Source organism: Mesorhizobium sp. LNHC229A00, assembly GCF_000502415.1.
Lineage (GTDB): Bacteria > Pseudomonadota > Alphaproteobacteria > Rhizobiales > Rhizobiaceae > Mesorhizobium.
The window spans coordinates 565340-577856 of sequence record NZ_AYWQ01000006.1; the positions used below are offsets into that span (position 1 = coordinate 565340).

A 12517-nucleotide genomic window follows, 5' to 3' on the forward strand; every position below is an offset into this window, starting at 1 on the left:
TTTTTTTCAGCTTAAAAAAGGGTATCGATGAGCGCTTTCGGATCCCAGTCCATGGCGGCGCCGCTACGGCGCGTGCTGATGCGGTCGGCCGCCAACGCCATGCGCGACGCCGACCGGGCCGCCTGGCACTATGGTCCGGGATTCAACGCGGCGAAAGCGGCCTCGCAGCACGCAGTCCTTGCTGAACTGGTGGCGGCATCCGGCGCCGAGATCGAATGGATCGAGGACAAGGCCGACGGACTCTCGGATTCGGTTTTCACGCACGACCCTTCGCTGATGACCGACCGCGGTGCGCTGATCCTGTCCATGGGCAAGCCGCTGCGCGCCAGGGAGCCTTCGCTTCATGAAGAAACCTACAGAAGATTGGGCATTCCGATCCTTGGCCGCGTCGAGGCTCCTGGCCAGGTAGAAGGCGGCGACTGTGTATGGGTGGATGCCCGCACGCTGGCGATCGGGCGCGGTGTCCGTTCCAACCAGGAAGGCATCCAGCAGGTTTCCAACCTGCTGTCGCCGCTGGGGATTTCCGTCTACGGCTTTGATCTGCCGCTGTGGCAGGGCGAAGAGGCGTGCCTGCATCTGATGTCGGTGATCAGCCCGCTGGCCGACGACCTGGCGCTGGTCTATTCACCACTTTTGCCGGCCCCTTTCTATCAGACGCTGAAGGCGCGCGGCATCCGGCTGGTCGAAGGCGACGCCGAGGAGTTCGCGGCTTCCAACGGCCTCAGCCTTAACGTACTGCCGACCAGCCCGCTCAAGGTCATTGCCGTCGCGGGCTTTCCCAGGACCAAGGCCGCCATGGAAGCCGCCGGCTGCACGGTTGAAATCTTCGAGGCGGACGCGCTCTGCATCGCCTGCGAAGGCGGGCCGACATGCCTGACGCGACCGATCCTGCGCCAATGAATGAGCGCCGTAAGTTCCGTCGCGAGGGCGAGGAGCGGCGGCGGCAGGATCTGATCGAAGCGACTCTGGACAGCGTGGCGGAATATGGCCTGCAAGGCGCCAGCCTGCGCACCATCGCATTGCGTGCCGGCGTCACCGCCGGGCTGATCCGGCATTATTTCCCGGGTAAGGAAGAATTGCTGCAGGAAGCCTATACGGCGCTGGTCGACCGCATGACCGAGCAGGCGAAGGCGGCATTGGTCATGGATGATGCCTCGCCGCGCCAGCGCCTCGCGGCTTTCATCACCGCCAATCTCAATGCGCCGATCATCGACGCGCGGGTGTTTTCGCTGTGGGCAACCTTCATCGGCCGCGCCAGTGCGGATCCTGCCCTGGCCCGTGCCCACCGCGAAGGCTACCTTGGCTTTCGCAACGAAGTGGAAGCAGTTGTGGCCGACGTGCTCGCCGCCGAACAGCACAAGCCGGACGCAACCCAGTTGCGCCACCATGCCATCGCCATCAATGCGATCATCGACGGACTCTGGATCGAAGGCTGCCTGGCCGGCGAGATGTTCTCGCCCGGCGAATTGGCGGCGATCGGCATCAAGGCTGTCGAGTCGGAGCTCGGCCTCGCGCCGCTGGAGCAATTCCTGGAAAAGTGAAAAGCGGTTTTCCCGTGAAAAGCGCGCAGCGCTTTCCCCTTGGGAAATGCGTAGAAACAAAGAGATAGGGGAGAAAACCAATGACCACTGTGGGCGAAGCGCTCATTTCGCTGCTCGAGGCGCATGGCGTCGACACCGTGTTCGGCATTCCCGGCGTCCACACGGTCGAACTCTATCGCGGCCTTGCGCGCTCGAAGATACGCCACATCACGCCGCGCCACGAACAGGGCGCCGGGTTCATGGCCGACGGCTATGCGCGCGCCGGCGGCAGGCCGGGAGTCGCCTTCGTCATCACCGGGCCGGGGCTGACCAACACCATCACCGCCATGGGCCAGGCACGCGCCGATTCGGTGCCGATGCTGGTGATCTCCGGCGTCAACGCCACCGACACGCTCGGCAAGGGGCTCGGCTTCCTGCATGAACTGCCCGATCAGCGCGGCATGATGGAGAAGGTAGCACTGTTGTCGTTACGCGTGACCGGGGCCAGCGAATTGCCCGATGCGCTGGCGCGGGCTTTCGCCCTGTTTTCCTCATCTAGGCCCGGCCCTGTGCATATCGAGATCCCGACCGACATCATGGTCAAGCCGGCGGACGGATTGTCGGCCGCGTTGAGCAATGCCGCGCCGCCGGCGCCAGACAGCGCCGCCATTGCCAGGGCTGCCGAACTCATCGCCGCCTCGCGCCGCCCGCTCATCCTTGCAGGCGGTGGCGCCAAGAAAGCTGATGCGGCGCTGCGGCGCCTTGCCGAAAGGCTGGGCGCGCCGGTCGTCGAGACCACCAACGCACGCGGTCTCATGCATGGCCATCCGCTTTGCGTGCCGGCAAGCCCGAGCCTCAAGGCGGTTCGCGCGCTGATGGCCGGGGCCGATCTAGTGATCGCCGCCGGTACCGAATTCGGCCCGACCGACTATGACGGCTATGGCGACGGCGGCTTCATACTGCCTTCGAACCTGATCCGTATCGACATCGGCGCCGACCAGCTTGCGCGGCGTCCGTTGACGGTCGCCATCGAGGCCGATTGCGCCGAGGCGATCGAGGCGCTGCTTGCGGCGATCGATCCCGCCCACGGTGCTGGCGAAGATGGCCATGGCCGCGCCGCGGCGGCGAGAAAGGCCGCTTTTGCCGAGTTGAGCCCGGCCTATGCGGCGCAGGTGCGTGCCGTGGAAATGATCCGCGACGCTTTGCCCGGCGCCATCATCGTTGGCGACTCGACCCAGCCGATTTACGCCGCCAACCTCTATTACGACCACGACCGGCCCGGCGGCTGGTTCAATGCCGCGACCGGCTTCGGCGCGCTTGGCTACGGTCCGCCGGCGGCGATCGGCGCGGCACTTGCCGTGCCCGATGCCCCGGTTGTCTGCCTCACCGGCGACGGGGGCTTCCAGTTCACCTTGCCGGAGATAGCGGTGGCGCTCGATTCTGGAGCGCCCGTCATCTTCGTGGTCTGGAACAACAGAGGCTATCGCGAGATCGAGACCTCGATGCTCGATGTCGGCGTGGAACCTGTCGGCGTATCCCCGGCGCCGCCGGATTTCTGCAAGCTGGCCGAAGCCTATGGCATTGGCGCCGAAAGGCTGGCCGACATCGACGCCTTGCCACGGGCGCTCAAGCACGCCTCGGCAACGGGGCTGCCGCGCGTCATCGAAGTCACGGTCGTCTGAAACCGGCCGTCCTTCCCAACTGGAAGCGGACCATTCGCCGGCTTGGTTTTCAAGAGTTGAGCCGCTTCCGGGCGGCTTCGTTATTCGGCGACGTCCTGACGCATGCAAAGACGTGACGGCTGCCATGTCGAGATATCGGTTGAGTGATCGACGGAAAGGGGCGACGCTTCGCGTCGGCGCGGCAAACCACGACAAAAGTCATAAAAATGACAGGAGCGGTCAAGGATGACGGAAACACTTGAAGGCAGGCACATCGTTGTGACCGGCGGAACCGGCGCGCTCGGTGGGGCGGTGGTCGGCAGACTGCTGGAGCAGGGCGCGATCTGCCACGTGCCGAACGCGCATGCCGCGGCACCTCAGCACTTCCCCTTCACCACGCACGACAATGTCAAATTGGCGCACAATGTCGATCTCTCGGACCCCGCCAAGGTCGAGGCATTCTACAGCCAGGTTCCTGCCTTGTGGGGATCGATCCATCTGGCCGGCGGCTTTGCCATGGCGCCGGTGGAGAAGATCGAATCGGCGTCCTTTGCCGAGATGATGGACACCAACGCCCGCACCGCCTTCCTGTGCAGCCGCGCCGCCATCCGCTCGATGCTGGCGTCGGATACTGCCGGCCGCATCGTCAATGTCACGGCACGCGCCGGGCTCGACCCGCGCCGCGGCGCCGGCATGGTCGCCTATACGGCTAGCAAGGCGGCGGTCGCGGCCATGACGGTCGCGATGGCGGAAGAATTGAAGGCCCAGGGCATCCTGGTCAACGCGGTGGCCCCATCGACGCTCGACACGCCGGCGAACCGCGCCGACATGCCGGATGCCGATTTCACCAGATGGGTCAGCCTCGAAGCCGCGGCCGAGGCAATCGCCTATCTTGCCTCGCCGGCCAATCAGGCAATGAGCGGAACGCTGGTGCCGCTCTACGGCAGGGCCTGAGCGGAGAGCGTCGACGCCGGGCAGCCGGCGTCGGATCCATCGGCATTGCGGAAGCTGTAGATACGCAGCGGCGATGAAGCGTCCGTGGGACACTCCCTCAACCAAGCCGGCGGCTTGCCTTCCATCAGGGCCGCCGCGAACGGGTAGGCGGCTTCAAGACTTGGCGAGGGCGCGCCTCGCCAGGCGCAGATCGCGACATGTGTCGCCTTCGACGCGTCGAGAATCGCACGCGGGTCGGCGGTCATGGGGTCGAGAAAGCGGTAGCTCCGTTCGATGCCCATGGCCGAAGGGTGGTTGGGGATCGTCACCACCTTGGGGCCCTCGGCCAGCGCGACGAAATGCGATCCGATGAGCGGTGGCGAAAAGACGATGGCGCCCGGCGGCCAACCCCGTTGCACTCCGAAATGATCGAGGTCGCAACTGTCCGCGAATTCGGCGGCGGGTATAGCCGCCTGGGAGGGGCCGACCGCCAGGTGGTACAACGCGATGGCCGCGGACAAAACCAGGCCGGGCAGGATCAGCGCGTATTTGCGCGATGGCGCCGGCACGGGAGATTTCAAATAGCGCCGCAGCCCCGAACCGTGCGGCAGGAGGCTCTCCAGCACGAAGATCAGACCGATGCCGGAGAAAATCGGGAGATAGCGGAAGTAGCGGAGATAGTCGATAGCCAGCACCAATCCGAGCAGCGAAAACAGGGCCAGTATGACCAGAGGCCGGCTGCGGCCATGCGACCCGGTGCAGATGACGACCGGCGCAAGCGCGCCGACGAACAGCAGCAACATGCTGGGAAAGCCGGACGACAGCACGAAATCGGAACGCCGGAACAGGCTCATCTCCTGAAGAATTCTGTTCAGCATGTTGTCGCGGACATAGGCGTCCATCGACGCGTAAGGGCCGCCCAGGCATTGCGGAAACAATTTCACCAGCGCCACCACGCTGATGGCGGCGAACGCCAGCAGAAGCGCTGTCCGCATTGCCCAGCCGCCACGCGTGCCAACAAGCCGAGGTACGACGGCGAACGAGAGCCCGGCGGCGGTCAGCCCCAGTCCATGCGGCGCGGAATAGGTATCGCATTTGATCGCGGCATAGGCCGAGGGCGCGACGGTGGCGGCGAACAGGCCGATCGCGCCGATCGCCAGGGCCAATCCAAAGCTGGTGATCCCTGTTGCACTCTCGTCGCGGCCGGCGATCCAGTCGAAGGCGTAGACGGCCATCACGAGCGCAAAGAACGGTGCGAACTCGGCGCTGATCGCGATTGCCAGGGCGGTCAGCAAGCCGTTGACGAGGGGCGAAAGGCGGTTCCGCGACAGCAACAGGACCAGGGCGGCAAGCAGAAGCAATATCTGCAGATTGTGATAGTCGATCCGCCCCGGCGCGTATTCGAAGAAGGTGCGCGCGGCGAAGATCAAGGCCAACGGCAATGCAATGGCCGGATAGGCAAAGCCCATCGCGACAATCAGCCGGTTGTAGAAGTAAAGCGCGGGTACAAACAGGAGCAGCGGCACGACAAAGCTTGCCGCCATCAGCGCCGGCTCGAAGCCGGCAAACGGCGCGAGCAACCACGCAAAGGCGGCATAGGGCAGATCCACGATCCATGGCCAGTGCGAGATGTAGGGTTCGGGCTGGGCAATGCCGGGCATTGTCCGGTCGAATATATTCCCGGTCTCGAGCAAGGTGCGGATCTCGTGTATTTTGAGAAGGTCGTCCGCATCGGTATTGAGCCGGAAGCCCAGGGACCAGAGGACGATCATCACCGTCACCATGCCGCAGAAGCAGAAAAGGGCCGGTGCGCTCGTATAGAGACGCGGCAGCCACGAAGATTGCGCTGCGGCCCTGTCGTCGTCTTTGCTCATCGAAGGCTTCCCCGGGACGACTGCCAAATACGCGAGGAAGTTTATCTTGCCGTAAAGAAAAGCCCCGCCGGATCGCTCCGGCGGGGCCTTTGTTCAAGGCCGCACTAAATCGTGCGGCAAGCGGTTAATCCTTAGTTGCCCTGCTTCTTCAGCGCGGCGCCCAGGATGTCGCCCAACGAAGCGCCGGAGTCGGTCGAGCCGTACTGTGCGACGGCTTCCTTCTCTTCGGCGATTTCCAGCGCCTTGATCGAGACCTGCAGCTTGCGGGTCTTCTTGTCGAAGGCGATGACGCGGGCGTCGACCTTCTGGCCGACGGTGAAGCGCTCGGGGCGCTGCTCGTCGCGATCTCGGCTGAGGTCGGAGCGCTTGATGAAGGTCTCGATGCCGCTGTCGACCAGCCGCACTTCCAGACCGCCATCCTTGACGCCGATGACTTCGCAGGTAACGACGGCGTTCTTGCGCAGTTCGCCTGACGTCGCGGCTTCGCCGACCGTGTCCTTGGCCAATTGCTTGATGCCGAGCGAGATGCGCTCCTTGTCGATGTCGACGTCGAGCACCTGCGCCTTGACCATGTCGCCGCGATTGTACTCTTCGATGACCTGCTCGCCCGGACGGGTCCAGTCGAGGTCGGAGAGGTGCACCATGCCGTCCACGTCGCCTTCGAGGCCGATGAACAGGCCGAACTCGGTCTTGTTCTTGACCTCGCCCTCGACCTGGCTGCCGACCGGATGGCTCGAGGCGAAAGCCTGCCACGGATTCTCGAGCGTCTGCTTGAGGCCGAGCGAGATGCGGCGCTTGGCCGGATCGACTTCGAGCACCACCACGTCGACTTCCTGCGTGGTCGACAGGATCTTGCCGGGATGCACGTTCTTCTTGGTCCACGACATTTCCGAAACGTGGATGAGGCCTTCGATGCCCGGCTCCAGCTCGACGAACGCGCCGTAGTCGGTGATGTTGGTGACGGTGCCCTTGATCTTCTTGCCGATCGGGAACTTGGTGCCGATCTCGGACCACGGATCGCTCTCGAGCTGCTTCATGCCGAGCGAGATGCGGTGGGTTTCCTGGTTGATGCGGATGATCTGCACCTTGACCGTCTGACCGATGTTGAGGATTTCGGTCGGATGGTTGACGCGGCGCCATGCCATGTCGGTGACATGCAGCAGGCCGTCGATGCCGCCGAGGTCGACGAACGCACCGTAATCGGTGATGTTCTTGACGACGCCTTCGACAACCTGGCCTTCCTCGAGGTTCTGCACGATTTCAGAACGCTGTTCGGCGCGGCTCTCCTCCAGCACGGTACGGCGCGACACGACGATGTTGCCGCGGCGGCGATCCATCTTGAGGATCTCGAAGGGCTGCGGGTTGTGCATCAGCGGGGAGACGTCGCGGATGGGGCGAATATCGACCTGGCTGCGCGGCAGGAAGGCCACGGCGCCGTCGAGGTCGACGGTGAAGCCGCCCTTGACCTGGTTGAAGATGACGCCTTCGACGCGCTCACCCTTGGTGAACTTCTCTTCGAGCTTGACCCAGCTCTCCTCGCGGCGTGCCTTGTCGCGCGACAGCACGGCCTCGCCCAGCGCATTTTCGATGCGCTCGACCATGACTTCGACCGTGTCGCCGACCTTGAGAGTCGAGTCCTTGCCCTTGACGCCGAATTCCTTCAGCGGCACACGGCCTTCGACCTTGAGGCCGACATCGATGATGGCCATGTCTTTTTCGATCGCCAGAATCGTGCCCTTGACGACTTGGCCTTCGCCGGAATGACCGGTGGTAAATGATTCTTCGAGCAGGCTCGCGAAATCATCGCGAGTGGGATTTGCAGCAGACATTGTTTCTCCTGGAGTACCCCGCATTTTTCGCGGGGCGGGCGCCGTGGGTTAGCGTTGCGTTGGCCTGCCGGCGTTCCGGGCTGCAAAAGCCCTAGGCCGCTTTTAAGCGGCAATTCCGGCGCATGAAGAATGCTGGCAGGCTGGTTCGTACCCGATATGGGTATTTTCTTCGCCTCCGGCAACCGGAAGCAGCATGAAACCCGGATCAGGCTTTGTTTCTCTTGTCCAGCACGTCGTCGATGACGGACATGGCCGCGAGAAACGCGGCTTCTATAGCCATTTCGCTGGTATCAAGCAAGTGCGCGTCGGTGGCCGGCTTCAGCGGCGAGTCGGCCCGACCCATGTCGCGCTCGTCGCGGCGCACGATATCGGCAAGGATTTCGGCGAAATCGGCGGTGCCGCCGATGCTTTCGATCTCAGCCAGCCGGCGCTGTGCGCGCACTTCCGCGCTCGCCGTTACATAGAGCTTTATGTCGGCGTCAGGGCAGACGACGGTGCCGATGTCGCGGCCATCGAGCACCGCGCCCGGCGGCGTCCTGGCGAAGTCGCGCTGCTTTTCGACCAGGATGCGCCGCACGGTCGGAAAAACCGCGACCTTCGATGCGGCCTCGCCAACCGCATGCGCCGACAGCACCGCGCGGTCGAGCTTTGCCAGGTCGACCTGGCGGGCGGCGGTTTCCGCCGCCGAGACATTGTCGAGCGGCAGGCCCAGCCGCAGCAAGGCATGGGCGACGGCGCGATAGGTGAGGCCGGTGTCGAGAAGGTTGAGGCGGTAGTGGTCGGCGAGACGGCGGGCGAGCGTGCCTTTGCCTGCGCCGGCCGGTCCGTCGATGGCGATGGTAAAGGGGTGGGTCATTGGCGGGCCGTCGGGATCGAAAGCCTCAATGAATGGGACGAGCGCCGAGATCCTTCGCGCCCCCCTCGTGGGGGAGATGTCCAGCAGGACTGAGGGGGGCGCTGTCCCGCCGACATCGCAGTTTGGCTGCAATCCTCAAGGTTCGCGAATGCCACTATCACTCGATCTCCGCGCCCAGCCCCGTCATCAGTCCCATGAACTCCGGAAAGCTCGTCGCGATCATCGCTTGATCGTCGATGGTGACCGGCTTCTCGGTCGCCAGGCCCATCACCAGAAAGCTCATGGCGATGCGGTGGTCGAGATGGGTCTGCACCGTCGTATCCCGGCCATTGGGGTGGCCGCCCAATCCCCTGCCACCAGGCTTGCCGCGCACGGCGAGCGAAGCTTCGCCCTCGGTGCAGTCGACGCCGTTGAGTTTCAGCCCGTTGGCGACGGCCGACAGCCGGTCGGATTCCTTCACCCGCAGTTCCTCCAGCCCCTGCATCAGCGTTTCGCCCTCGGCGAAGCTGGCGGCAACGGCCAGCACCGGATATTCGTCGATCATCGAGGGCGCCCGCTCGGCCGGCACGGCGACGCCTTTCAGCTCGGAGTAGCGAACGCGCAGGTCCGCGACGTCCTCGCCACCGGCATTGCGCGGGTTCAGAATGTCGATCTGGCCGCCCATTTCCTGCAGCGTCAGCAGCAGCCCCGTGCGGGTCGGGTTCATCAGCACGTTTTCGATCGTGATGTCCGAGCCCGGCACGATCAGCGCCGCCACGAGCGGAAAACCGGCCGAGGACGGATCGCCAGGCACGGCGATGGTCTGACCGGTCAGCTTGCCCTGGCCTTCGATGAAGATGTGGCGCACGCCGCGCTCGTCGGTCTCGACCGACAGGTTGGCGCCAAAGCCCTTGAGCATCTTTTCCGTATGGTCGCGCGTCATGACAGGCTCGATGACGGTGGTGATGCCTGGCGTGTTCAACCCTGCCAGCAGCACCGCCGACTTCACCTGCGCCGAGGCCATCGGCACGCGGTAAGTGATCGGGGCCGCGTGCTTCGGACCATGCAGGGTGATCGGCATGCGGTCGCCGGGCGTGGCTTTGAGCACCTGCACGCCCATCTGGCGCAGCGGTTCGAGCACGCGGCCCATCGGGCGGCCGGACAAGGAAGCGTCGCCGATGAACGTCGTCTCCATGTCGTAGGTGCCGACAAGGCCCATGGTCAGCCGGGAGCCGGTGCCGGCATTGCCGAAATCGAGCGGACCTTCTGGCTGCAGCAGCGCGCCGTTGCCGGTGCCGCGGATCACCCACTCGGCGCCGCGTTTCTCGATATGCGCGCCCATCGCCTTCATGGCCGCGCCCGTGCGCATCACGTCCTCCCCCTCGAGCAGGCCGGTGATGCGGGTTTCGCCGGAGGCGAGCCCGCCGAACATGAAGGAACGGTGCGAGATCGACTTGTCGCCCGGCACATGCGCCGTGCCGGAAAGGGCTGGTGACTTGCGGGCGGTGGCCGGCTTGGCAGCGGCGGCGTGAGACATGGAATTTCCCTGGACGGATTGCCGGCATGCCGGCGCTTTTCATTTGTTGCGGCGGTCTCGTATCACGGCGGGGCGAAATGGTCATCCCCATGCTCGTCACTTGGCGCGAGGCCTTTCGGTGCTTGGTTTTGCGACGCCGGCTTTTCGCTTTGACAGCGCTGCAAACTGTGGTTAAGGGGACCACTCTTTTATCGACGAGGCTTGCCGTGGCAAAAACCGAACTTGGCACAAAACGCATCGACCCGGAAACGGGCCGGAAATTCTACGACCTGAACAAAGACCCGATCGTCTCGCCCTATACGGGCAAGACCTATCCGCGCTCCTATTTCGAGGAAGGCAAGATCGCCGCCGTCGAGGAGGAAGAGGAAGTGGCTGAGAAGGAAGTGGACGCCGAGGAGGAAGAGGGCGTCGAGGTCGTCTCGCTCGAAGAGGCGGAAGACGACACCAAGAGCGACGATCTTCCCGATCTCGGCGACGACGAGGATGACGTCGATCTCGGCGACGACGAGGATGACACCTTCCTTGCCGACGAAGAGGAAGAAGAAGACGACGTTTCCGACATGATCGGCGTCGGCGACGACGACGACGAGGTCTGACAAAGGCGTCTAACCTAAGCGTTTGCCGGCTTTCACGCCCTGTGAAGAAAAAGCCGCCGATGAAGGCTTGATATCTGGGAATGGCGGGGTTAGAAGCCGCCTGCACTAACGGCGCGGTCTTCCAACCCGCGCCGATCTCTCGCCGGAAACGGCGCCGGCTGACTGCCGGGAGTGGGGCCATAGCTCAGTTGGGAGAGCGCTTGAATGGCATTCAAGAGGTCGTCGGTTCGATCCCGATTGGCTCCACCAGTCGCCTTCCAGGGCTTTCAAGGAAACGCTTCGCTTTCAAAGCCCTCTACCGTGGATGTGTTTCATCTAGCGTGACATATCCGGCCTCTGCTGGCGTCTATTCGCTTCGGCGGCGCATCTCGGACCTGTTCGACCATTGGCGACGCCTGATTTGCACGATCACGGAACGTCAGCGCCGAACTCGACGGCAAATCCCGCGTCGATCGCGCTTCGCGCAATGAGATCGCCAAGTTCCCAATCCGTGAGTTCGCAAAGCGGGTACATTCTCCTCACTGCGTGGCTCACCTCGGATATCGAAATGCACGGCCTGTCGACGGTGTCGATCAGGCAGCGGACAATCGCTTGGCGAACGTCCGACAGGGTAGGCGTCTGCGCGAGCGCAGGCATCTCCGCCCTACGAATGGAGCTGCGGCGCTACGCCATCGGCTGAGTTTGTGTCGAAGGCCACCGGTACGCCGTGAACGAGGGATAGGGTCGCCAGCAACTCCTCCAACTCGCGGTCGGTAGCCCTGCATGCGGGCATGAGTGTTCGGATGGCGCGTATTGCCTGCGCAATGGAGAGGAACCGAGCCTTGCCTCTTGAAAGAACATAGGCCTCGGTAGCTCTTTCAACCGTGATGGAGTGAAAAGAGTTGGTCATCGAGAATTCCTCCCTGAACCCTGACCAACATGGTTTACGGCAGGACTTTGGTGGTCTCAACCCTATGTCCGATTCCAGACGATCAGCCAGCCTCTATGCTGAACTGATGTTGCTCCTCTTCGCCATATGCACCATCCGTGAGTTTTATCATTCCGATGCGGTCGACGATCGTGATCTCGCCGCGCTTGGCATGAACCAGCCCCCGATATTCGAGCATTTGGAGGGCGGTGGTAACGCCCGGGCGCCTGGAGCCAAGCATGGTCGCCAGAAATTCATGCGTCAGATAGATAATATCTCCTTCAGCGCGATCGTTAACCATCAGCAACCAGCGGGCGAGCCGTTCCTCGATTTTCGAATGGCCATTGACCAGCGCCGTTCGCGACGACTGGACCAGGAATGCGTGGACGTAGCGAAGCAGCGACGGGCGAAGGGTTTGGCTCTCGGCAATCGCAATGCGAAGATGTTCAACCGGCAGGCACCAGCCGTTGCTGGCGACCTGGATATAGGTTTCATTGGGAGATCGGTCTTGGCCGAGAACGACCGCTAGCCCCGTCATGCCGTCGCGGCCGATGATGCCGACTTCGCTTTGCCGCCCTCCGGTCATGGCGGCGACAACCGAGGCGATGCCCGTCTCGGGAAAATAGACATGCTCGATCGGCTGATACGCGACCTCCAGCCGGGCGTTGAGGGCCAGTTCGACGTGATGCATCGATGGCCATAAAAGCCCAAAATCCTCAGGAGTGAGGGTTTTCAAGACATGGTTGCGAAGCGTGGATTGCGGCATGGCTCTTCTCCCTGACGGGCAAGAGCACGTACCCTCTTACTGTCGGCTGCACCCGGATA

General features: G+C 63.5%; 10 protein-coding genes and 1 tRNA gene. 6 read left to right on the top strand and 5 right to left on the bottom strand.

The window, feature by feature from the left end; translation table 11 throughout:
- The first annotated feature begins 27 nt into the window (after positions 1–27).
- The 4 genes from X742_RS154705 (at position 28) to X742_RS154690 (ending at position 4135) form a co-directional block, all read left to right on the top strand.
- Positions 28–900 (top strand): dimethylarginine dimethylaminohydrolase family protein, encoded by an 873-nt coding sequence (locus X742_RS154705; protein ID WP_023772686.1) that lies wholly within the window; start codon positions 28–30, stop codon positions 898–900.
- Positions 870–1541, top strand: a complete 672-nt coding sequence (locus tag X742_RS154700; protein ID WP_023772430.1) for a TetR family transcriptional regulator C-terminal domain-containing protein — start codon at positions 870–872, stop codon at positions 1539–1541. The genes X742_RS154705 and X742_RS154700 overlap by 31 nt, the downstream gene beginning before the upstream one ends.
- 80 nt (positions 1542–1621) lie before the next feature.
- Entirely contained in the window at positions 1622–3202 is a 1581-nt protein-coding gene (locus X742_RS154695) for a 5-guanidino-2-oxopentanoate decarboxylase (RefSeq protein ID WP_023772431.1), read from the top strand.
- A gap of 225 nt (positions 3203–3427) precedes the next feature.
- Positions 3428–4135 (top strand): SDR family NAD(P)-dependent oxidoreductase, encoded by a 708-nt coding sequence (locus tag X742_RS154690; protein ID WP_023772432.1) that lies wholly within the window; start codon positions 3428–3430, stop codon positions 4133–4135.
- Here the strand turns inward: X742_RS154690 and X742_RS154685 are convergent.
- The 4 genes from X742_RS154685 to aroA all read right to left on the bottom strand — a co-directional run bounded on the left by X742_RS154685 (position 4120) and on the right by aroA (position 10189).
- Positions 4120–5988: a hypothetical protein gene (locus X742_RS154685; protein ID WP_023772433.1), complete on the bottom strand. Its 1869-nt coding sequence runs from the start codon at positions 5986–5988 to the stop codon at positions 4120–4122. The two genes, X742_RS154690 and X742_RS154685, sit on opposite strands and share 16 nt — an antisense overlap.
- Before the next feature lie 131 nt (positions 5989–6119).
- Positions 6120–7817 carry a 30S ribosomal protein S1 gene (gene rpsA / locus X742_RS154680; protein WP_015314259.1) on the bottom strand — a complete coding sequence of 566 codons (1698 nt, stop codon included), beginning with the start codon at positions 7815–7817 and terminating at the stop codon, positions 6120–6122.
- 205 nt (positions 7818–8022) lie between these two features.
- On the bottom strand, positions 8023–8673 hold the full coding sequence (gene cmk / locus X742_RS154675; protein ID WP_023772434.1) for a (d)CMP kinase: 651 nt from the start codon (positions 8671–8673) through the stop codon (positions 8023–8025).
- Positions 8674–8830: 157 nt separating this feature from the next.
- Positions 8831–10189, bottom strand: a complete 1359-nt coding sequence (aroA, locus tag X742_RS154670; protein ID WP_023772435.1) for a 3-phosphoshikimate 1-carboxyvinyltransferase — start codon at positions 10187–10189, stop codon at positions 8831–8833.
- Between the two features lie 206 nt (positions 10190–10395).
- Between aroA and X742_RS154665 the strand changes: the two genes are divergently transcribed.
- Both X742_RS154665 and X742_RS154660 read left to right on the top strand, forming a co-directional pair.
- Positions 10396–10785, top strand: a complete 390-nt coding sequence (locus X742_RS154665) for a TIGR02300 family protein (RefSeq protein WP_023772436.1) — start codon at positions 10396–10398, stop codon at positions 10783–10785.
- Between the two features lie 173 nt (positions 10786–10958).
- Positions 10959–11034, top strand: a tRNA-Ala gene (locus tag X742_RS154660).
- Between the two features lie 722 nt (positions 11035–11756).
- Here X742_RS154660 and X742_RS154645 read toward each other — a convergent pair.
- Positions 11757–12458 carry a Crp/Fnr family transcriptional regulator gene (locus tag X742_RS154645; RefSeq protein ID WP_023772439.1) on the bottom strand — a complete coding sequence of 234 codons (702 nt, stop codon included), beginning with the start codon at positions 12456–12458 and terminating at the stop codon, positions 11757–11759.
- Between the last annotated feature and the right edge of the window lie 59 nt (positions 12459–12517).